We start from the raw sequence: 21306 nt of genomic DNA on the forward strand, positions 1-21306 counted from the left end.
ATGGCCATCAAAACAATCCCGCCAAGCAGCGGCCCAGCAAAGACGAGTGGCCGCGACCGCGCCGAGCGCAAGCTCGCGTTCCGCATGACTGCCCCGTCGCTGGTGATCATGGCGCTGGTTGCGGCGGTCCCTATCGGCTACGCGATCTGGCTCTCGCTGAACCAGTACAGCGTCCGCACCGCCGGCCTGTCCCGCTTCGTCGGTCTGGAAAACTACATCAACGCCCTGGCAAGCCAAGAGTGGTGGGCTGCGTTCGGTCAGACCTTCCTCTTCGCGGGCCTCTCTGTGAGCCTGGAACTCGTCCTCGGCACGGCCATGGCGTTGCTGCTCAACCTCGCGTTCAAGGGCCGCGCCGTCCTGCGCACCGTGGTGCTGCTGCCGTACGCGATCATCACTGTGGTCAGCGCTATCACCTGGCAAACGATGTTCCAGCCCAACATGGGCCTGGTCACCAACGTCCTCTCCACGCTGGGACTGCCGGGCGGCGACGTTGTGTGGCTCGGTGAGCACGGCTACGCGATGGCCGTGATCGTCATGGCCGACGTCTGGAAGACCACGCCCTTCGCAGCGCTCATCATCCTGGCCGGCCTGCAGGTCATCTCCGCCGAAACGTACGAGGCCGCGGAGCTCGACGGCGCCAGCAAATGGCAGACCTTCGTCAACATCACCCTGCCGCTCCTGCGTCCGGCGATCGTCCTCGCCGCGATCTTCCGCACCATGGACGCCCTCCGCGTCTTCGACCTCCCGTTCGTGCTCACCCGCGGCGCCAACGGCACCGAATCCATGTCCATGCTCGCCTACACACAACTGCGTGAAAACCGGCTGGTGGGCGAAGGCTCGGCGCTGTCCATTCTGACCTTCCTCACCGTCATGGTGGTCTCAGTCATCTACGTCCGCTTCGCCGGCGGCAACATCCGCGACGTCGCGAAGGAGGAACAATGAGCACGCTGACTGCAGAACGCCCGACGGCGGAACTCGCCACGCGCCCCAAGGCGCCGAAGCGTCGCTTGCGTGGGGAATCGAAACTGCATCCCTTGGTATGGGTGTTCGTAGTGGCCGTCATGGCTTTCTCGCTCATCCCGTTCTACTGGCTGGTGAACACCTCCCTTAAGAAGGGTGCAAGCCTGTCCCAAGGCGAGCTCTTCCCGAGCCAGCCGACCCTCGAGAACTATCTGGTGGTCTTCCAGAACCCCGAGTTCCTCCTGGCCTTGCGCAACTCGGTGATTATCGCCGTCGTAACTACAACAGTGGCGCTGGTGTTCGCGTCCTTCGCCGCCTATGCGCTTGCCCGACTGAAGATGCGCCGCAAGGCGATGATCCTGACGCTGATCCTCTCGGTCACCACGTTCCCGGCCATCGCCATCGCGGCGCCGATGTTCTCCATCTGGCGCGAGATCGGCCTGTACGACACCTTGCTCGGCCTCATCATCCCGAAGCTGACGTTCGCGTTGCCGCTGGCGATCTACACGCTGACGTCGTTCTTCAAGGAGATTCCGCGTGAGCTGGAGGAATCCGCGTACATGGATGGCGCCACGCCGTTTGTGGCTTTCCGCAAGGTGATTTTGCCGCTGGCGGTCCCCGGCCTGGCGACGACGGCGATCCTGGTGTTCATCTCGGTCTGGAACGAATTCCTCCTGGCCGTCACGCTGACCACCTCGCCCGAAGCCCGGCCGGTGCCGGTGGCGATTGCGTTCTTCAGCGGCACCAGCGAGTTCGACCAACCCCTCGGCACCATCAGCGCAGCGTCGGTGATCATCACCGTCCCGCTGGTGATCCTGGTGCTCGTGTGCCAGAAGCGCATTGTCTCCGGCATGACGGCCGGCGCCGTCAAAGGCTAACCCCTAACCTAGAAACCCCAGAAAGAACAGGAACAACGTGAGCATTCAGCAGCAGGCCCCGTCCGCAACCCTCAAGGTGGGAGTTGTGGGCATCGGTTGGGCCGGCCAGCAGCACCTCAAGGCATACAGCACCATCCCCGGCGTCGAGATTGTCGCCGTCGCCGGCATGGAAGCTGATCTTCTTGCCCAGCTGAAGGAGGAGTACTGCATTCCTCACGCCTTCGCCCGCTGGGAAGACATGATCGAACTTGAAGGCCTCGACGCCGTCAGCGTCGCCGTGCCGACGTTCCTGCACGCGCCCATCGCCATTGCGTCGCTTGAGCGGGGACTGCATGTGCTGAGCGAAAAGCCGTTGGCGCGTAACGCCGTCGAGGGTCAACAGATGGTGGACGCCGCCCGCAAGGCTGGCCGCGTCCTGGACGTTGCGTTCAACCACCGCCGCCGCGGCGACATCCAGGCGCTCAAGGAAGTGATCGACGCCGGCACGCTGGGTCGCCCGTACTACGCCAAGGCATCGTGGCTCCGGCGCCAAGGCATTCCGATGCTGGGCAGCTGGTTCACCAACCCGGAACTCGCCGGAGGCGGCCCGCTTGCCGACATCGGCGTGCACGTCCTGGACTACTCGCTGCACCTCCTGGGCGAGCCCAAGGTGCTGGCCGTCTCGGCGTCCACCCATTCCGAACTGGGCCCTCGCGGCCTCGGCGGGAACGCCCGGTACACGGCGTCGAACTCCAGCCACAAGTTTGAAGTGGAAGACTTCGCTTCCGCGTTCATCCGGCTGGAAGGCGGTGGGACCCTGATCCTCGAAGCGGGATGGGCCACGTATCGCGACGAGCGGGACCTGATGGACTTCACGGTTTACGGGACCGACGGCGGAGCGGACTTGCGCTCGGTGGGCGCCTCCGAGAACCCGGTCGCGGATGTCCATGTCTTCACCGAGAAGGACGGCGAAAACGCCGACTTCGAAGTGGTGGCCGAACCCGGGCGAGCCCACCAGGCTGTCGTCGACGACTTCATTGGCGCGGTCCGCGGTGGCGAGACCGTGTGGGGAAGCCACGACGGTTCGCTTGCCCTCAGCCGGGCCCTGGTGCTCGATGCCTGCTACAAATCCGCCCTTGAACAACGTGAAGTGGTGCTCTGAAATGTCTGATGCGAAATTGAAGATTGTCGTCTGGAACGAGGCCGTGCATGAGGCCCGCAACGAGCCTGCAACCATTGGCGAGATGTACCCGGAAGGAATCCACGGCGCTATCGCCGCCGGGCTGCGCGGCTTCTACCCGGACTCCGAAATCACGACGGCGACACTCGCCGATCCCGAACACGGCCTTTCTGAAGAGGTGCTGGAGCAGACCGACGTGCTGCTTTGGTGGGGGCACATCGCACACGGCGAGGTCAGTGACGAAGTGGTGGAGCGCGTGCAGCGTCACGTGCTCGGCGGCATGGGACTTGTGGTGCTTCACTCCGGGCACTTCGCCAAGATTTTCACTCGATTGTTGGGGACCACGTGCTCGCTGAAGTGGCGCAACGAGGGCGAACGCGAGCTCGTATGGACGGTCAAGCCGTCGCATCCGATCGCGGCTGGGGTTGAAAGCCCCATCGTGATTCCGCAGCAGGAAATGTACGGCGAATTGTTCGACATTCCCGAGCCCGACGACCTGATCTTCATCAGCTCCTTTGAGGGCGGCGAGGTGTTCCGCTCCGGCGTGACCTTCTCCCGCGGCAAGGGCCGGATTTTCTACTTCAGCCCGGGCGACCAGGAATACCCGGTGTACCACCAGCCGCAGATCCAGAAGGTCATCGCCAACGGCGTGGGTTGGGTTGCTCAACCCGGCGTTTTCCGCGATGCGCCGGAGGTTTCCAACCCGGCCCGGGGTTGGTTCGAGTAGGTCATGACCGTTTCTCTTCCTAGTGGCCGTCCGTTGGGCGTCGCCGCCATTGGTTACGCCTTTATGGGGAAAGCCCACTCGAACGCGTGGCGGAACGTGGCCAGTTTCTTCGACGTCCCGGCCTTCGAACAGAAAGTGCTCGTTGGCCGGGACGCCTTGGCGGTGGCGGAGGCCGCCGCGAAGTATGGCTGGGCCGAGTCCGCGACCGATTGGCGTTCCGTGATTTCGCGGGACGACATCGACATCGTGGATATCTGCGCGCCCGGTTGGATGCACGCGGAGATCGCTCTGGGAGCTCTGGCTGCCGGGAAGCATGTACTCGTGGAGAAGCCGCTGGCCAACACTCTGGGTGAGGCTGAATTGATGGCGGAAGCGGCCGCCGCGGCCCGGGTCCGGGGAGTGCAGTCGATGATCGGCTTCAACTACCGCCGCGTTCCTGCGCTGGCCTTGGCTCGGGAGCTGATTGCCGAAGGACGTCTCGGAACTGTGCGGCACATCCGTGCCGCTTACCTGCAGGACTGGCTGTCCGACGTCGACGTCCCCATGAGTTGGCGGCTCCGCAAGGAGACAGCCGGGTCCGGGGCGCTGGGGGACATTGCCTCGCACGCCATAGACCAGGTCCAGCACCTGACGGGTCAGACCGTTACTGAGGTGACCGGAACGTTGCGGACTTTTGTGGCCGAGCGCCCCGGTGCCACTGGACTGGAGAAAGTGACGGTCGACGACGCCGCGTGGGCAACTTTGGGCCTGACCGGCGGCCTTAGCGCGTCGGTAGAAGCGTCACGAGTGGCTACCGGACAGAAGAACTCTTTGAAGATAGAGATCTACGGGTCTTTGGGGTCGTTGACGTTTGATCTGGAGAACCTGAACGAACTCGGCTTCCTGGACGCTACGCTTCCGGTGAGGGAGCAGGGCTTCCGGCGGATCCTGGTCAATGAGCCCGAGCACCCCTACGCTGCAGCATGGTGGCCGCAGGGTCACGTCATCGGCTGGGAACACACCTTCACCCACCAAGTTCGCGACTTCCTCCTTGCCGTTCGCGACGGAACCCAGCCATCGCCGTCGTTCGCTGACGGGCTCCAGGTCCAGCGGGTGCTGGCCGCCGTCGAAGAGTCGGCGCGGAACAGAAGTGTGGTGACGGAGGTTCCAGAACGGGTTGCCGTTAGTTAGCCGGAACGACGGTGGCCTCCGCGTGGATAAGAGCCAGGCCATCGCGGTAGTTGGTGACCGCGAACTCAGGGAAGCGCGAGCTGAACTTCGTGGAGTCGAAGCGGTTGTGGTGCTCGTAGCGCGGCAAAAGTTCCCTTAGTTCCCGTACCTGCGGCGAGAACAGCCCGGCTGCGTTGAGAATCCACCGGGGAACGAGGGTGAAGCCGGGCTCCTGGCCGAACGTTTTGCTGGCCATGGTGGCGAACTCCCGGTAGGTCGGCCGTTCTTCGGCGACGGGAAGGTGCCACGTCTGACCATAGGCGTCCGGCGTGTTGCCCAGGAGCGCAAGTGCACGGCTGGCGTCCGGCGTCCAGATGAGTGTTCGTAGTCGGTCATCCCGCACTGGGACCCGGGGCTTTTTTCCGGCCTTGAGAGGATTGATGATCAGGGCGTTGGTGAAGCTCTGCGTCCTCCCCGGCCCGTAGAACTCGGGAGCGCGGGCGATGAGGACGGGAATGTCGCCGCGGGCCATCTCCTCAAGCACCATGGATGCCATTGCCGCGCGGACCTCGCCTTTACGCCCGTTGGGAGCGAACGGCGTCTCTTCAGTCTGGACGCGATCGTCCTGCGGGTACATGTAGGTGTTATCGAAGTAGACGAATTTGGCCCCGGCCTCACGCGTCGCGTCCAGCGCGTTCCGGAGCATCGTAGGGAACTGCGCCTCCCATAGTTCAGTTTTCGCCGGCAGGCCCGCGGTGAAATACACGATGTCGCTGCCCCTAACAGCGGCAGCCGTCTGCCCGGCGTCGAGCAGGTCCGCACTTATGACGACGTCGGACTCGCTCACCTTGCGTGGGTTGCGGCTCACCAACCGGAGATCGGAGGTGTGGGCGCGGTGTAGCTCGCGGGCTAGTTCCACGGCGATCTGGCCGTTGGCGCCGAGTATGGTCTGCATTTCAACCTTTGTTTTATCGGATGACATTGGATTCGCAATGCGGTATGTTTGCACTGCTTACATCAGCGTAGGAGGCGAAGTTAGCAGTGTCAACATCGATCAAGCCGTATCACCACGGTGATCTTCGTGCAGCCCTGCTCGCTGCGGCGATTGAGAGCCTGGAAGCGGGTGAGCCATTCTCGATGCGGGCTGTTGCCCGACGCGCGGGAGTGTCACCCACAGCGCCTTACCGGCACTTCGCGGACCGGGAAGCGCTGGACAGTGCGGTTGCGATCGAGGGATTCAGAGACCTGCGGGCGGACCTCGAGGCGGCGTTGGCTGACTTGGCTGAGCCTGCGGACGCTGCGGAGCTTGCGGAGCTCGCGGCACCGGCGGTATCCGCGGCGCCCGAAGATGTGATCACGGCACTCGGGGTGGCCTACGTTGCGTTCGCTCTGAGACGGCCCGCCGTATTCCGATTGATGTTCGGCAACGAATGCGACCAGGAGGACAGCGAACGCGTACACGCCTCGGAGCAGCTTCACCAGATGTTGAACCAAGCGATAGGGAGCCTTTTCCCGGACGCGAACAACTCCAATCTGTCCATCGCGCTGTGGAGCGTGGCGCACGGGCTGGCGTTCCTTCATCTCGACGGCAAGTTACGGCCACAAACCAGCGACGACGTTGCAGTTCGCGTGAAGTCGGCGGTTGGGGCGCTCTTCGCGCTGAACAACAACAAATCGGGCGGTTAGTCCCGATCCGGCCACCACCCTCAGGAGAATGAGCATGACTAAACGCATCCTTCACGTCGTGACCAATGTCAGCCACTACGAGGATCCTTCACACCAGACCGGCCTCTGGCTATCCGAGCTGGTTCACGCCTGGGAAGTGTTCGAGGCGCGCGGTTTCGAACAGGACATTGTCAGCCCACAAGGCGGACGGGCCCCGTTGGAACCTCGCTCACTGAAATTCCCCAGCTACGACAAAGCGGCCAAATCGTGGCACAACAACCCAGCTCGGATGGCCCTTCTCGAAAACACGGCCGCCCCTGAAAGCATCAACTCGGCCGACTACGACGCCATCTACTTCACCGGCGGCCATGCAGTGATGTACGACTTCCCTGACAGCGAAGGATTGCAGAGGATCACCCGCGAAATCTGGGAACGGGGCGGCATTGTGTCCTCGGTCTGCCATGGGTACTGCGGCCTTCTGAACATCAGGCTTTCGGATGGCAGCCTCCTCGTTAAAGACCGCAAGGTGACCGGCTTCGCGTGGCAGGAAGAAGTGCTGGCTCGCGTCGACAAGCTGGTGCCATACAACGCGGAGGAAGAGATGAAAGCACGCGGAGCAATCTATGAGAAAGCTCTGCTCCCGTTCGTCTCCTACGCCATTGCGGACGGCAACCTGGTCACCGGCCAGAATCCGGGATCGGCCAAGGCGACTGCCCAGAAGGTTGCTGCGCTTCTCTAAAGCATTAGCCACTTCCGCCGGTGAATGCTCTGTTCCACACTGGACTTATCCGGGGCCGGATTCATCCGAGATTTCCGAAATGAGGAAGGCTATGCAAAAGGCGCGTGTGGCGGCAGTGCTGACTTGGATCTACGCTGCGGCGTTCGGAATTCCAGCGATCCCCGTCAGCATCCATCTCCTGCAAAACGGGTACCTGCCGATGTTCATGGACCTGTTCCCGATGTACGCGGGGCCGTGGGACGGCCTGCAAAGCTGGGCCTTCGTGTCGCTGCTCATGGCGTTCCTCGTCGTGGTGTTGGTGGCGTCGTGGGCGGCCTGGCTCGTATGGAAGGGGCGCCGGTCCGGGCTGGTTCTTGGCCTGGCCCTTCTCCCTGTGGAGGCAGTGTTTTGGTTGGGCTTCGACCTACCGTTCCCGTGGTTATTCGGCGTGGCCCGCGGTCTTCTGTACGCCCTCGCCTTGATGTCCCTGCGTCAACGTCCGGAGGGGCGAGTGGCTGGCGGACTCTTGGACTGATGGGGACGCCGCTAAGTCAATCCCCGTGATCCGATAGCGCTGATGGTTGGCGAAGTCATCGGAAGGCAAACCCGTATCTGTTTCCGTCCAGCCGAACGCTGATGCACACCCTGGAAGAGAGGGATGTGTCGAGTGATAGTTCTCTTCTAGCGCCTAGAGTGTCATGCATGTCTGCAAACCCAGGAAAGTTCAACTGGCCAGTGAGTGACCAACCAGGGGCAGAATTGATTTTGCTGAACGGCCCGCCGGGCATCGGAAAGTCCACTCTCGCCAGACTCTTTGCAGACCGCCATCCCGGAACGTTGAACTTGGACGTCGATCAGGTCCGGTGCCTCATTGGCGGCTGGCAAGAGGATTTTCAGGCGGCTGGGGCTCAGGTCCGCCCCATCGCTCTTAACATGGCCGCCACGCACCTGGCGGGAGGGCATCGAGTGATCATGCCGCAATTTCTCGACGCCGACGAGGAAATCGGGTTGTTCACCGGCATTGCGCTGAAGGCTGGCGCGGCCTTTCGAGAGGTAGTACTCATGGACACTGGAGAGTCCTCAGTAGAGCGGTTCTACGCTCGCGGAGACAACCACGATCCTTGGCACGCCAAGGTAACGGCAATTGTGGAACAGAACGGCGGCTCCACGTTGCTGGAGTCAATGTACGACAGCCTGACCAGTGGGCTTCATGCCCGTCCCTCTGCTTTAGTCATCCACAGTCGCAGAGGGGAAATCGAGGAGACCTACACAAGCCTGCTGAACGCTCTAGCTTGAGGGGCATCAATTGCGAGATCATTCAGGTCTTCCAACCGCGGAACCTCAAGTTGCGCGCTCATAGCCTCATGCTGTCACAGACGCCCGCCAACATGATCAGGGCCAGCTGTACGTTGGGATCGATTAACGGGCGGCAGAAATCAACGAAGATGTTTGTATGAGGATTGGAGAATTATCCACGAGGACTGGCGTCAGCGTCAGGTCCCTGCGCTATTACGAACAGCAAGACCTGCTTGAGCCGCAGCGGTCTTCGGCAGGTCACCGCATTTACTCGAACGAGGATGAGCGTCGTGTGCTTCAGATCCAAGACTTGTTTGAGGCTGGTTTTTGCAGTTCCGTAATCCGCACGCTGCTTCCTGCCCTGGTCAATCCCGTAAGAGACCGCGACCTGCTCTTGGCAGCCATAACAGCTGCGCAAGCGCGACTGGAGAGCGAGAAGGAATCCGTCGAAGCCGAACTTCGGCAGCTGAAACGGCTGGGAGATCGATACGGGCTTGCACCTGACACGCATGTCACCCTCCAAAATGATGGACATGACTCTTTCACGGCCTCCCAAGCAATTGCGTTTGATCATCGAAACAGACGACTTCGATAGCGCCCTGCGCTTTTACCGCGACGTCCTTGGTCTCCCGGAACAGCCAGCTTTCGCAACCGATGGGGAGGATCGAGTGGCAATACTGAACGTCGCCACGGCCACAATTGAGCTCGCCACACCCACACACGTTCGCAACATCGACGCCATCGAAGACGCACCATCTTCCAAAGGTCCTACGCTTCGGATAGCCCTGGAGGTAGACAACACCGAAGCTGCAATGACCTCCGTCGAAGAATTTGGGTTAGAGGTGCTCGCACCTCCAAGGAGAACTCCGTTCGAGACCATTAACGGCAGAGTGCAGGGTCCTGATGGCTGGCAAGTGACCTTCTTCCAAGAACTTGAGACTCTGCAAGAACGTACCAGGAAGAAAGGCTTCACCACTGACGTCGATCGTGCCAGGTGAGGCATCCCGATAGATCCGTCCACGCCCTAGTGCAGGACAATGAAGAAAACGATCGCGAGTAGGGGAAAGAGTGCTTGGCCGATGGCGCTGAGCAGAAGCCGCCTCTCTGTGACCCACAGCCAGAAACCAAGGAAGACGTGGCAGGCGCAGCAGAAAATAACTATCGCTGACCCACTCGCGGGAGTGCCGGAGAAGTTCACCAGCCATAGACCAACTGCGATTCCAAGGCCAAAGGTTATGTTGTAGGCGCCAACGTTCATCGCCCACATCCGTACTGCCCGCACGTCGTCTGGTCGGATCAGAAAGATCCGGTGGAAGCGTTGATCACCATGGAAGAAGATCTCCAGGACGCCAACGCTTATCAGCGCAAGGCCGGTGGCCCCCGCGAGTATCTGGCTCAGCAAATTCATGCCGTGCTCCTAGCGAACCTGCAGTCCTCATTACTTGTGTCTGCAGATTAGCGTTAGGCGCGAACACCTTCAAGGTGTCACGGTCCCGACGACGACGCCGCTAACCTAGACAAGCTTCCGACGATGACGTGAGCCCAGAACTGGCGCATGCCAGTGCCGTAAGGGCTGACGGTGTTGGCGGGGGCCTTTCTAATCTTCAGCCAGCGACAGTTGATCGGTTGGCGAGGCTTGGTCAATCCGGGCGATGAACTTGTTCAGCCACTCGATGGCGGGAGCGACATCAGGGAGGACGTCAAGGCCCTCGGCGGCCACCGTGTAGAGGTTCGGCCAATCGGGGCCCTCCACAGCGGATGGAGGCCAAGCATGGGCCCTTCTGTAGCCGAAAAGACGAACACAAGTGGCCCGGGCCATCGCTAGGTCCAGCTTCTCGCGTGCGCCCAGGATCTGCAGGTCCACAAGGTCTCGGGCGCGGTCACTACCGGGGGCGGTGGACGCGTGTATCTTTTGGGCGATCTGGTGGACGGTGGACATTACCGCTACCGGGTCTGGAGCGGGAAGGCCCACAGAGGTGAACATTTCGGTGATGCTGGGAGCCAGAGTGAACTCGGGATCGTCAGCGTCACCGATCTCGTTGTGACCGAGTTCGAAGGGCACTGTGCACCACGGCTTCCCCTCGTAGTCGAGCTTCACATCGAATGGTTTCATCACGTATGACGAGGGAATCCCTTTGGGCTTCGGGGCTTTTCGCTCTGCCAGCCGCCCAGTAAAGCCACCCCACCCTTCCTCAAGGCGCTCTTCGAAGTCGGTGCGGAACGTCGCGAGACCTCCTGCACGGGCGGCATCAAGGTCGCGGGTGAACCTTGTAGTGGAGCCGTATCTCAGTGCCATCGCACTGCCGCCTTTCACCGCACCCTCGGGAAGCATTTGTCCGATCACGACCAGAGCCATCGTCGTTCGTCGGCGAAGGGTGAGAGCTTCGTCTACCTCTAAGTTCTTCAATCTCTGGTTGAGAGCGGCGAGGTTGCGGGGCGGGCTGTCGTACCTCATTCGGCGAGCTCCTTGCGCACACGGTTCCACTCAGCCGTGGTCAGCAGTCCTTCAGCGCGGGCCTTGACTGCCGCATCCCGCAGTCGTGTGTTGGGGACCTGGCCCCGACATTCCAGCAGAGCTTCGCTGAGCAGCTGGGCGCGGATCCCGCGGTAGCGTGTAACCTTCGTTCCGGCCTGCATCTGGGTGATCTTCACATAGTCGGGCATTGCGCGGCGGATACGACGGCTGGTGCCTACGGTAATTTTCGTAGGATTCACGTCTCCCAAGCCGAGGAGGGCCAGGACGGATTCTCCGCGAAGGTAGGCATCGTCTCCTGCGCGTAAGGTCGCTTCGGCGAATTGATCGTCGTCGGTCGGAGGAATGTCAGTCAGACGGTAAAGACCGTATCCGATGTGATCGAGGCCGCCGCGGGCAGTGAGCTTTGGCAACTCCACAGCGGGCACGCCAGCGCTCACTGCATCCGCGGTGGTGACATAGCCGTGGTTGTCGTAAGCGATCTCACGCAGAACGCCTCGATAGGTTGTTCTCATGTCAAAAATCTACCGTAAACGGTATTACTTTGCCATAAATTTCGTGCTCTTAAAATGTCGAAACCATACCGTTAGCGGTATAGTTTCGACGTTAATAATGAAAGTTATTCGCCTGCCGGCGTCCGTGGTTACGCCGAGTCGTGGTCACTCAAGGCCGGATGAACCTGGACCTCGCGTCTGGTTTTCCGGCGAGAGATAAGTGCGGCATCAACGGCAATGACAATCGCTGCGACCAGGAGGCCAATGCCAAATCCCGCTACGGCGCCGTACATTGGCCAGAATATGGCGAACGGTACAAACCCTGCCAGGAAGAACGTAAGACTTCGGAGGGTTCGAGGAGTTGGCTTCATGGCTTGACGCTAACACGGCACTACTTCCTAGAGTCCTCCCCAAAGGTCCAACGAATCAAAGTGTGGATATCCCCAGTGGATAGTCACCCGTGCCTACCCGCCTCCAACCCCGCCCCCACAGCGGCAACAAACGCGTCCGTCTCAGCTGACCGTCGGCTCTTCAACCACAACGCCGACGTCCGCCAAGCCAACGGATCCCCAACCAATGGCCGCCACACGATCCCCGAAGGCAATGGTGTCCACGGCTCCTCATTGAAGTGCACTCCGCGGCCGGCCATGATCAGCCCGTGCGTGAAGTGCTGGTTCCTTGCGTGCACAATCGCTGCAGGCAAGTACCCGGCGTCGCGGCACGTGTGCAGGAATGAGTCGTACAGGGTCGGGGCCATGTGGCGCGGGAAGATGATCAACGGACTCCCGGCCAAGTCACCCAGCCGCACGGCCTCCAATGAAGCCAGCGGATGCGAAGCATTCATCACCACGCCCAGCGCCCGCGAGAACACCGGCCCCGACTCGAAACCCACGCTGCTCAAAGGGTGACGCACCACCGCAACGTCCAGTTCGCCGTCGCGCAGTCGCTCAACCTGCTCAACGGTGGTGAGCTCGTGCAGGTTCAGCAGAACGTCGGGAGCAGACGCAGCAAAAGAAGACACCATCGTGGACAACGCAACAGGATTCGTGTCCGGCGGTACCGCCACCTGCAGGATGCCCGAAGCGCCGGGCCGGATCCGCCGCATCGACTCCTGCGCCATGGCCACGTGATCCAGCACCCCACGCGCGTGCTCCAGCAGCAAAGCCCCGGCTTCGGACAGCTCCACGCCGGTGCGCCGACGATGAAACAGCAGGACGCCGAGCTCTTTTTCCAAGTCCTTGATGCGCTGTGAGAGTGGCGGCTGGGCCATGTGTAAACGCTGTGCCGCGCGCCCGAAATGCAGTTCCTCGGAGAGCACCACGAAGTACTTGAGATGGTGAAGGTCCATCGCGGCACCATATCAGTTTGGTATCAAGCTGAGTAGATATTGATGTTAGACGGGTCACATTCGCTGATGGTCAGATGGGAATCAAGAAGCCCCAATGAGCCAAAGGAAATTCCCCAATGTCCCAGGACGTCCTCTTCGAACAAACCGGCCCCACCGCCATCATCACCCTCAACCGCCCGGACAAGCTCAACGCCTGGACCGAGGCCATGCGCAGCGAACTCATCGACTATCTGGAAGGCCTCAAGGGCAACGACGAAGTCCGCACGGTCATCCTCACCGGCAGCGGCCGCGCGTTCTGCGCAGGACAGGACCTGGCCGAGACCGCGTCCATGAACCCGGAGGATCACGAGTCAGCGGAAGCCTGGATCGACGGCTTTGACCGCCTCTACCGGGCAGTCCGCAACCTGGACCAAATCACCATCGCCGCGGTCAACGGCGTCGCCGCTGGCTCCGGTTTCCAGTACTCACTTCTCGCGGACCTCCGCGTGGGAGATTCCAAAGTCCGCATGGGCCAGCCGGAAGTTCTCTCCGGCATCCCCAGCATCACCGGTATCTGGGCCATGTGGAGCATCCTCGGCAAGTCCAAGACCTCCCAGTTCGTCCTCACCGGCGAGCTGGTGGATGCGGCCGAGGCCCAGCGGCTCGGCCTCCTCAACTACTTGGCGGACGACGGCGGCGTGCTGGCTTACGCCCAGGAACTCGCCTCGCGCTTGAGCCTCCTTCCTCCGGGTGCGGTCCGCTTGACCAAGAACCGCCTGCGCAGCCTGGAAGACGACGACCTCACCGATGCCATGGCAGAAGCCAAGCGCGTCCACCGAGAGGCCTACGGCACCGGCGAACCGCAGCGCGAAATGGCCCGCTTCCTCGCCGGCCGCCGCTAACCCGCGAAGCAGAAGCAGGAGGCAAAACCATGACAACCACAGCAACCCAAGATCGCTATACCGAACTGCGGGACAGCCACCGCTGGGAGGTGCCTGAGCTCTACAACATGGCCGTCGACGTCGCCGACCGGCACCCAAGAGACAAGCGCGCGCTCATCCTGGAGTCCGCCGTCGAAGGTCAACGCGAGGTGAGCTGGGGCGAAATCCAGGACCGCTCCCGGCAAATCGCTGCCGCCCTGCAAAACGCCGGCATCAAGAAGGGCGACCGCGTCGCCGTCCTCCTCCCTCAGCGTTCCGACACTCCGGCTGCGTATCTCGGTGTGCTCCGGACCGGCGCCATCCTTGTGACGATGTCCCTGCTGTGGGCGGCTGAGCCGATCCGTTTCCGGCTGGAGGACAGCGGCGCGTCGGTGATCATCGCCGAGGAGTCCGCGAGGCACCTCTTCGGGGACTACGAAGGCACGTTCATTGACATCGACGGGCCGGCCATTACGGAAGCGGACACCGAATTCGAGGATGTCGAAACCAAAGCCGACGACCCCGCCCTCATCTTCTACACTTCGGGCACCACTGGTCGGGCGAAGGGGATCGTCCACGCGCACCGGACGCTGCTTGGCCACAACGAGTTCGAGTATTGCCACCAGATCGGCGACGGCGACGTGTTTTATGGTGCGGGGGACTGGGCGTGGTCGTTGGCCAAGCTCATGGGCCCGCTCCGGCTTGGTGCAACGCACTTGGTTTTCCGTCCCAGTGGCGGCTTCGAGCCCGCAGCCCTGCTGGACTCCATGAGCCGCCACCGCGTCACCAGCGCGCTGGTCAACCCGACGTTCCTGCGGAAGATGCGCGAAGACGTGCCCGACGCCGGTGCTCGCTTTCCGCTGTCCCTGCGGACGGTTTGCTCGTCCAATGAGCCGCTAACGCCGGACCTGATCACTTGGTTCGAGGGGCAGTACGGGGTGACGCTGCTGGATTACTACGGTTCCACGGAGTCCTACCCGCTGCTGGGCAACTACCCGGATGTGCCGGTGAAGCCCGGGTCCATGGGGCGTCCACTTCCTGGATGGGAAGTCCGCCTGCTGGACGAAAATGAACAGGAAGTTCCCACCGGCGAGACCGGCGAGATCTGCCTCCGGGCGCGCTCCAACCCCCAATTTCCCTTGGGATACTGGAACATGCCGGAGGCGTCCGCAACCGCGTTCGGGGGCGGCTGGTACCACACCAAGGACCAGGCCTACGCGGACGACGACGGCTATGTCTGGTTCCTGGGGAGGACCGACGACGTCATCAAAACGTCCGGATACCGGGTTGGACCCTATGAGCTGGAGGCAGTCATTCGCGAACTCGATCCCGTGCGGGACGTGTCCGTCACCGGTGTGCCGGACGAGCTTCGCGGCCAGTCCATCAAGGCTTGGATCGAACTGATGCCCGGTCACGCTGGGGGAGCGGAACTGAGCGAAGCCATCGTGGCCCACGTGAAGGAGAACTTCTCCCGCTTCGCGTACCCACGATTTATTGAATACGTCTCCGCGCTGCCGAAATCGGCCACCGGAAAAGTCCAGCGGGCCCAGCTCCGCGAACTCCCACACGTTGTAGCCTCTCCCCGCCCCGAAGGACAACAATCATGAATACGATGACCGAGAAAGTTGCTGACACTGAGTCTTCCCCGCGCCGGAGCCTGAAGCGCGTCGCCGCGGCAGCCGCCGTCGGAAATTTCGTTGAATGGTTCGACTCCGCGGCCTATGCGGTCATGTCCGTCACCATCGCGAAGCTCTTCTTCCCGGATTACTCCACGACGGCGTCACTTCTGGCCGTGTGGGCAATCTTCGCCGGCGGCTTCATCGCCAGGCCGCTGGGGGCGGCTTTCTTTGGACGCTACGGTGACCGGATCGGCCGTAACAAGATGCTCGGCCTGTGTGTGCTGATCATGAGCGCGGCGACGTTCTGTATCGGTATCCTGCCGACGTTCGCGGTGATTGGCGTGTGGGCTCCGATCCTTCTGTTCCTATTCCGCGCGGTTCAGGGCTTCACCACCGGTGGTGAGTACACGGGTTCGTCCGCATTCATCGTGGAGTACGCTCCGGAAGGCAAGCGGGCAACGTACGCCAGCATTATCCCGGCCACCGTTGGCCTGGCTTCGGTTGCAGGTGCTCTGCTGGGTGCTGCGATCACCGCGACATTGAGTCCTGCCGATTTGCAGGCCTGGGGCTGGCGGATTCCGTTCCTGCTCGCGGCGCCGCTGGGCTTGATCGGACTGTATATACGGTCAAAGGTTGACGACACCCCGGTGTTCCGTGGCCTCGAGAATAAGGGTGAAGTTGCCAAGCGGCCCTTGGGCGACGCCATCCGCATGTGTTCCCGCCAGATCTTCACGCTCTTCGGTTACAGCATCACCAACGCCATCGCTTACTACCTGATGAGCAGTTACATGATCGCGTACATGAGCTCGAGCCTCGGCTATTCATCGGCCGAATCCATGATCACCAGTGTGATCACCATGCTGGTGTACACGGCAGTCTGTCCTCTGGCCGCTCGTGCCAGTGACCGGTACGGCCGCAAACGGATGCTGCTGGTGGCGTGTGTTGGCTTCGTGGTGATGACTATTCCGGCGTTCTCGATCATGCCGTTGGGTCTCGGTTTCGCGATCCTGGGGACGAGTGTCTTGGGTGCGTTGGTGGCCGTGATCGGCACATCCAATGTTCCGGCTCTGGTGGAAATGTTCCCGTCGTCGGTTCGGGCCTCCGGCTCCGCGATCGGGTACACACTGGCCTACGTGCTGTTTGGTGGAACCGCTCCCTTTGTTGCCACCGGTTTGGTAGCGGGCTTTGGCTCGCCGTTGGCCCCGGCCTTCTACCTGATGGGCATGGCACTGGTGTCGGCCGTTGTGGTGGTCCTGTTCTTCCGGGAGACCAAGGACTTGTCGTTGTCGCGGACCACGGTTCTGTAGAGGCGTTTAGCTTGAAAGGGGTTGACGTAAAAGTCGGGGCAAACGGCACGGAGATTCGTTGGGGACGCGGTCACTGGGTCCATTTCATGGGAGGCTCCGAGAGTTTCCGGACCGCGTACCCCTTGATCCACATGCTCAATGCCACGGACACCGAGATCGTTCAGTCCATCGAGGCCGATGACGGCCGACCCGTTTTCCGAGTGGGTGAGACGTTGAAGGATGCTGCGGCCGCCGCCGGGTACAACTTCACCTTCTTCAGCTATAACGCCTGGAGAGTCTGGCTGGAAAGAGCAAAGAGCGAAAAACTGGAAAGAGGACGCAACAAGTGACCTGGAAATCAATGCCCCCCGCTGAGGTCTGCGACATCATGGACTTCTGGATTGCTGCGCCATGGCCTATGCCGGAGGCCGAGGCCCAACAGCGTGCTGTGGAGAGGTTCGGGTGGACCATCGAAGTCGACAACGACACGCCATATTTGATGAACACAGTATCCAACTTCACAACCGCTGATGTTATGACCGTCGACGTCAAGAACGTGATGAGGGAATTGAGCCTGGACACGTCGGACACCATCCGGGATGTAACACCCGAGTCCACCGCCTTCCTGAGCGATTCCTTCACGCTCATGGTTCGCGAGGGCGAAGCAAAATGGGGGAAGCCAGCCCTACGGGACTTCGAAAAAGCCAAAACTGCTCGGTGGAACGTCGACGGCGGTGCTCGCGTCACCTTCAACTTCTCACCTAGGGGTCTCTCCGCAAGGTTCGAAACACCCCAAGGCGCGGAAGTGGAGCGGAAACTCGGCGACGTATGACGATGGCCGGCGCTCCCGCTGATTAGTTGGCGGGCTCCCTCACCTGATCCAACGAACTCGTCTGCACGGCCCGAAAGTGGACCCAGCTCCGAACACCTAGGACACCCCCGGTAGGTCAGCTAGGTATACCCAAATCACGCCTAATTCCGGCCAATTCACCACCTAGTTCCGTCTTTCCACTCTGTGGCGTATCACCCCGCCCATAGTGTCCTTCTCAGAACGCAGCCCCGATTAAATGCGGGGCTGCTGGAGCAGACAACTATTGGGGTTGGGGAATTGAAGCTGAGTCAGCAACAGAGCATTGCCGCCGCCGTGGATCAGTGGATTACGGGGGTACCCGGACGGATACCGGGGCACGTCATTTTTGTTGAGAATCCCGAGCACGCCGGTTACGCAAAGTCGCTTGCCGGTGAGGGCTCTACGGTTCTGGTTCTGAACGGGGACAAAGCCGACGAAGGCATCGTCACGGTATCGGGGTCCTTCGATGCCGCTGGTGAAGAGCTCCTGGTTGATGGCACCCTCAGCTTGGAAATCCAAGACTATGTGGCCATACCTTTTGTGAACCTAGTGGGCGTGACGGTAGCCAGGATCACCACGAAGGAAGACTGGCAGGCCTTTTTCGACGACGCAGAAGAAGCTATCAGTTCCGGCCATTTTGTTCAGCAGCTCATCGAAGTCAACACTGTTCTGGCAGAGCGGGGGTTGTTGAGCGGGGCAGCGAAAGACAATCTTCTGCTGACACGGCTTCACATCACGGGGGATGGCTCCGTCAGGACCGGGCCCTACGGCACCAAAATCGGCAAGGTAGGCGATTCGCTGCCGGATATCAGAGTCCGGGCCGTGTCATTGAGGCCGGAGTCCGCCGTCGCCGCTGTCTATTACCCTTGGGACATTCAAGACTCCCTTGAGCCGAAGCCCTGGATCCCGCGTTACCTTGCCGCTTTAGATGCTTGGAAGTTCATTCCGCGAGAAGACAGAGCCAATACAAACCTGGTCGGATTCGGCGTCAGCCTTTACGGCGCCACCCTCAAAGACGGCGTGCCGTCTGCGAGCGCTCCCTTTATCCTCAAGAGGGCGGCAGAGCACACCCTTCTGGACACGAAGACAGGCCGGCTCTTCAAGATCGGTGTGGACGCCGCGGCCATCGTTGAGGCCGTCTCCAATGTGCGGGACATCAAGGCTGCCGCCAGAGTGGTGTCACCCGCTCTCAAGATTTCAGCTGGTGCGGCTGAAGGTGCGGCCAGGGCGGTAGTCACCCATTTCGAACAACTCGGTATCCACCTTATGGGTGAGCTCCGATGACCGCGGTGCCCGTCCTTCCTACCCCAAGGACACAACTTCCCCTCTGGGTTCCGCTGGTTACCCAACACGACTTCAATGAGTCCAGCTACACGGCAGTCAGCGCCGACGGCGTCCACGTCACCTTCGCGGACGGCCAGCGAAGGCTGTGCGCAAAGAGCGGTCTGTGGAACACCATCCTCGGTTACGGAAACCAACGGATAGCCGAGGCCATTGCCAAAGAACTTCGCACCGCCTCCTATCTTCCGCTATTTCGCACGTCTCACGGGAAAGCCGTGGAAGCTTCAAGAGCCCTCCTGAGCCTGCCCGCACAGGACTTCCAACGGGTGGTGTTCTCTACTTCCGGCGGAGCGGCCAACGACGCGGCCATGAAACTCGCCCGCCAGTATTTCGTTGTGAACGGGCAGCCCGAGCGGAAGCTCATCGTTGGCCTGAGCGGCAGCTACCACGGGCTGACCTACGGAAGCCAGGCCCTCAGCGGCGATGAACTCGGCCAAGCGGTCTACGGGGTCGATCGTCGGAACATCCGCCACATCAGATTCGACGACGACGCCGCGGAACTGACCCGGCTGATGCACAGGGAAGGCCACCGGATCGCTGCGGTCATTATGGAGCCCGTTCTGGGTTCGGGCGCGGAATCGGTGTCGGGCGCCTTCGTTGAAGAGGTCATCAAGCACCGGAACCAGCATGGCTTCCTGCTGGTCGCGGACGAGGTTGCCACCGGCTTCGGCAGGGTGAGCGGCTGGTTCGTCTCGGATACATGGCCCCAACAGCCGGACATCATCGTCACGTCCAAGGGCTTGACTAATGGCACCAGCGCATGCGCCGCCCTCTTGATAGCCCAACGCGTGACCCAACTTTTTGACGCAACAGAGTCCATCTTCGTTCACGGAGAAACCCAAGCTGGCACCCCGGCTACGTGTGCAGCCATCCTCAGCACCGTCGCTGAGATGAAGCGGCTGGACCACCACACCCTGAATAAGCAGGTAGCAGAGGGCCTCAACAAGCTCATTGAAGACCTCCAACGCATCCCCGGGGTAGGGAACGCAACTGGTCGCGGCTGCATGCGTGGCCTGAAGCTTCACTCCAGAAACGGCATGCCTCTCTCATCCGAGGGAGTCCTGGCTGTGGTGCGGAACATCCACCAGGCCGGCGCTATGGTGCAGCCAGGGCCTGGACGGATCCAGCTGTTGCCTGCACTCACCTACACCGAGGAGAACTTTGAAGAGCTTCAGGCCGCCGTTGAAGCCGGCCTGGTCACGGCCACCCGGGACGGAGTTTTTGAATGATTGCCGATCACGGGTTGAGGACCCGATGCGTCATTGCCGACGACGGGATGGCACCCAAGTATGTAGGCAGCCTCACCCGGGGCCGAACGGGCCTGGTAGTGGACAAGGAGCTCGCAGGACACCGCGACAAACTCCTTGCAGGTGACCTCAAAGGATCAGCCGTCCTGGAACTGACCGCGGCGCCAGTCACGGTGGAAACGCTGAGGAACGTTGGCAGCTTCATCCGCGAAAACGGTCTTCAGACCATCGTGGGACTAGGTGGCGGCTCCGTCCTGGACGCGGTCAAGCTCGCCGCGCTCTTCACGGCCGACCCTGCTCTGACCATATTTGCAGAACGCCACGCCAAACGCTCCGGCCTGTTGGTGTTGCCACCCGTCACGAACCCCAAGGAACGCCCCAAAACCATTCTCATGCCGTCCACCGTGGGGACCGGCGCTGAAGTCAGCGCTGTCGCGTGCCTGGACACCGCCGTCGGACGCCGCCTGATAGCCTCCCGCAACCTGGCAGGTGACGTTGCAGTGCTCGACGCCGGACACCTCGCCACCCTGCCCAAGTATCTGGTTTTTGAAGGCCTGTTTGAAGCTCTTCTGCGGGTGGCCGGGACCATGGTTGGCAGCCAGCGCAGCATCTTCGACGACGACGGCCATGTCCTCATCCAACGGATAGTCCGGTTGGGTGAGCAACTGACGAGGTTCGATGCGCCGGAGCTGCGGCTGACCGCGGCACGGCTCAGCATGGAGACGCACACGGGATGGGCTCTCATGGGCCGGAATCCCTACGGGGCGAGGCACTGGTACCTCGCGAACGAGCTCGCGTACGCCACCGGGGCGAGAAAGATGACGGCAACAGCCTCCGTGATCGGTCCCATCTGGGAGGAAATCTCCCACGGTGCTGCAGCTTGGGGAGACCGCCTGCGCCTCCAACACCTGTGGTCCATGGTTACCGAGGCGGTCCCTGCCCTGGATCCTGAACCGGCTCCCGGCATCACCTATCTGATGCGGCGGTGGGGCATCGCCGGGCTGGAGACCATAGGCGAGGAAACGCTGCTCCGGACCACGGAAGCCGCTATCCAAAATTGGGGCGGAGCGCTTCCCATGCTTCGCGGCATTGACGCCGCCCAGATTCACCACGTCCTCACCACAGCGGCGAGAGGACACCACGTCTTGTCAGGCCCAACGGGCGATCTAGCAGCGGCAAGAGAGAGGAGGTGAGTAC

Annotated in this window: 25 protein-coding genes; 19 read left to right on the forward strand and 6 right to left on the reverse strand. The window is 61.5% G+C overall.

Features of this window, described 5'->3' with window-relative positions; genetic code table 11:
• From ACIQH5_RS16670 to ACIQH5_RS16690, 5 genes are read left to right on the forward strand one after another with little or no spacing between them, the layout of a single operon-like run.
• Entirely contained in the window at window positions 1–942 is a 942-nt protein-coding gene (locus tag ACIQH5_RS16670; protein ID WP_400405404.1) for a carbohydrate ABC transporter permease, read from the forward strand.
• Window positions 939–1838 (forward strand): carbohydrate ABC transporter permease, encoded by a 900-nt coding sequence (locus ACIQH5_RS16675; protein ID WP_210065905.1) that lies wholly within the window; start codon window positions 939–941, stop codon window positions 1836–1838. The genes ACIQH5_RS16670 and ACIQH5_RS16675 overlap by 4 nt, the downstream gene beginning before the upstream one ends.
• A 37-nt stretch (window positions 1839–1875) precedes the next feature.
• Window positions 1876–2979, forward strand: coding sequence for a Gfo/Idh/MocA family protein (locus ACIQH5_RS16680; RefSeq protein ID WP_400405407.1), 1104 nt, complete (start codon window positions 1876–1878; stop codon window positions 2977–2979).
• Window position 2980: 1 nt separating this feature from the next.
• Window positions 2981–3724: a ThuA domain-containing protein gene (locus ACIQH5_RS16685; protein ID WP_400405409.1), complete on the forward strand. Its 744-nt coding sequence runs from the start codon at window positions 2981–2983 to the stop codon at window positions 3722–3724.
• Window positions 3725–3727: 3 nt separating this feature from the next.
• Complete coding sequence (locus ACIQH5_RS16690) at window positions 3728–4894, forward strand: Gfo/Idh/MocA family protein (RefSeq protein WP_400405412.1); 1167 nt, start codon at window positions 3728–3730, stop codon at window positions 4892–4894.
• Here the strand turns inward: ACIQH5_RS16690 and ACIQH5_RS16695 are convergent.
• A complete protein-coding gene (locus ACIQH5_RS16695) occupies window positions 4887–5828 on the reverse strand; it encodes an NAD-dependent epimerase/dehydratase family protein (RefSeq protein WP_400405415.1) in 942 nt (313 codons plus the stop codon). The genes ACIQH5_RS16690 and ACIQH5_RS16695 overlap by 8 nt on opposite strands.
• Window positions 5829–5914: 86 nt before the next feature.
• Here ACIQH5_RS16695 and ACIQH5_RS16700 point away from each other — a divergent pair, with 86 nt between their 5' ends.
• From ACIQH5_RS16700 to ACIQH5_RS16725, 6 genes are all read left to right on the forward strand, one after another.
• Window positions 5915–6559, forward strand: coding sequence for a TetR/AcrR family transcriptional regulator (locus ACIQH5_RS16700; RefSeq protein WP_400405418.1), 645 nt, complete (start codon window positions 5915–5917; stop codon window positions 6557–6559).
• 34 nt (window positions 6560–6593) lie between these two features.
• Window positions 6594–7277: a type 1 glutamine amidotransferase domain-containing protein gene (locus ACIQH5_RS16705; RefSeq protein ID WP_400405421.1), complete on the forward strand. Its 684-nt coding sequence runs from the start codon at window positions 6594–6596 to the stop codon at window positions 7275–7277.
• 91 nt (window positions 7278–7368) lie between these two features.
• Window positions 7369–7791, forward strand: coding sequence for a hypothetical protein (locus tag ACIQH5_RS16710; protein WP_400405423.1), 423 nt, complete (start codon window positions 7369–7371; stop codon window positions 7789–7791).
• Between the two features lie 167 nt (window positions 7792–7958).
• Window positions 7959–8552: an AAA family ATPase gene (locus ACIQH5_RS16715; protein WP_400405426.1), complete on the forward strand. Its 594-nt coding sequence runs from the start codon at window positions 7959–7961 to the stop codon at window positions 8550–8552.
• Between the two features lie 157 nt (window positions 8553–8709).
• Window positions 8710–9147: a MerR family transcriptional regulator gene (locus tag ACIQH5_RS16720; protein ID WP_400405428.1), complete on the forward strand. Its 438-nt coding sequence runs from the start codon at window positions 8710–8712 to the stop codon at window positions 9145–9147.
• The gene (locus ACIQH5_RS16725) at window positions 9086–9550 is read left to right on the forward strand and encodes a VOC family protein (protein WP_400405431.1); all 465 of its coding nucleotides are present in this window, start codon (window positions 9086–9088) and stop codon (window positions 9548–9550) included. The genes ACIQH5_RS16720 and ACIQH5_RS16725 overlap by 62 nt, the downstream gene beginning before the upstream one ends.
• Window positions 9551–9576: 26 nt before the next feature.
• Here ACIQH5_RS16725 and ACIQH5_RS16730 read toward each other — a convergent pair whose 3' ends face one another.
• From ACIQH5_RS16730 to ACIQH5_RS16750, 5 genes are all read right to left on the reverse strand, one after another.
• Entirely contained in the window at window positions 9577–9960 is a 384-nt protein-coding gene (locus tag ACIQH5_RS16730) for a DUF1304 family protein (RefSeq protein ID WP_400405433.1), read from the reverse strand.
• Window positions 9961–10149: 189 nt separating this feature from the next.
• Entirely contained in the window at window positions 10150–11007 is an 858-nt protein-coding gene (locus ACIQH5_RS16735) for a nucleotidyl transferase AbiEii/AbiGii toxin family protein (RefSeq protein ID WP_400405435.1), read from the reverse strand.
• Window positions 11004–11540, reverse strand: coding sequence for a type IV toxin-antitoxin system AbiEi family antitoxin domain-containing protein (locus tag ACIQH5_RS16740; RefSeq protein WP_400405438.1), 537 nt, complete (start codon window positions 11538–11540; stop codon window positions 11004–11006). Before ACIQH5_RS16740 ends, ACIQH5_RS16735 begins: the two co-directional genes overlap by 4 nt.
• A gap of 128 nt (window positions 11541–11668) precedes the next feature.
• On the reverse strand, window positions 11669–11890 hold the full coding sequence (locus ACIQH5_RS16745) for a hypothetical protein (RefSeq protein ID WP_400405441.1): 222 nt from the start codon (window positions 11888–11890) through the stop codon (window positions 11669–11671).
• 83 nt (window positions 11891–11973) lie between these two features.
• Window positions 11974–12867, reverse strand: a complete 894-nt coding sequence (locus tag ACIQH5_RS16750; RefSeq protein ID WP_400405443.1) for a LysR substrate-binding domain-containing protein — start codon at window positions 12865–12867, stop codon at window positions 11974–11976.
• Window positions 12868–12983: 116 nt separating this feature from the next.
• Between ACIQH5_RS16750 and ACIQH5_RS16755 the strand changes: the two genes are divergently transcribed.
• From ACIQH5_RS16755 to mpaC, 8 genes are all read left to right on the forward strand, one after another.
• Window positions 12984–13748: an enoyl-CoA hydratase/isomerase family protein gene (locus ACIQH5_RS16755; protein WP_400405446.1), complete on the forward strand. Its 765-nt coding sequence runs from the start codon at window positions 12984–12986 to the stop codon at window positions 13746–13748.
• Window positions 13749–13777: 29 nt separating this feature from the next.
• The gene (locus tag ACIQH5_RS16760) at window positions 13778–15373 is read left to right on the forward strand and encodes an acyl-CoA synthetase (protein WP_400405449.1); all 1596 of its coding nucleotides are present in this window, start codon (window positions 13778–13780) and stop codon (window positions 15371–15373) included.
• On the forward strand, window positions 15370–16692 hold the full coding sequence (locus ACIQH5_RS16765; RefSeq protein ID WP_400405452.1) for an MFS transporter: 1323 nt from the start codon (window positions 15370–15372) through the stop codon (window positions 16690–16692). Before ACIQH5_RS16760 ends, ACIQH5_RS16765 begins: the two co-directional genes overlap by 4 nt.
• Window positions 16693–16778: 86 nt before the next feature.
• A complete protein-coding gene (locus ACIQH5_RS16770) occupies window positions 16779–17021 on the forward strand; it encodes a hypothetical protein (RefSeq protein WP_400405454.1) in 243 nt (80 codons plus the stop codon).
• Window positions 17018–17503: a DUF6301 family protein gene (locus tag ACIQH5_RS16775; RefSeq protein WP_400405457.1), complete on the forward strand. Its 486-nt coding sequence runs from the start codon at window positions 17018–17020 to the stop codon at window positions 17501–17503. Before ACIQH5_RS16770 ends, ACIQH5_RS16775 begins: the two co-directional genes overlap by 4 nt.
• A 276-nt stretch (window positions 17504–17779) precedes the next feature.
• Window positions 17780–18805, forward strand: a complete 1026-nt coding sequence (gene mpaB / locus ACIQH5_RS16780; RefSeq protein WP_400405459.1) for a daptide biosynthesis RiPP recognition protein — start codon at window positions 17780–17782, stop codon at window positions 18803–18805.
• The gene (mpaD, locus tag ACIQH5_RS16785; protein ID WP_400405462.1) at window positions 18802–20091 is read left to right on the forward strand and encodes a daptide-type RiPP biosynthesis aminotransferase; all 1290 of its coding nucleotides are present in this window, start codon (window positions 18802–18804) and stop codon (window positions 20089–20091) included. The genes mpaB and mpaD overlap by 4 nt, the downstream gene beginning before the upstream one ends.
• Window positions 20088–21302: a daptide-type RiPP biosynthesis dehydogenase gene (gene mpaC, locus ACIQH5_RS16790; protein ID WP_400405465.1), complete on the forward strand. Its 1215-nt coding sequence runs from the start codon at window positions 20088–20090 to the stop codon at window positions 21300–21302. Before mpaD ends, mpaC begins: the two co-directional genes overlap by 4 nt.
• The last annotated feature ends 4 nt before the right edge of the window (window positions 21303–21306 follow it).

This window comes from Paenarthrobacter sp. NPDC091711, assembly GCF_044756605.1.
Lineage (GTDB): Bacteria > Actinomycetota > Actinomycetes > Actinomycetales > Micrococcaceae > Arthrobacter.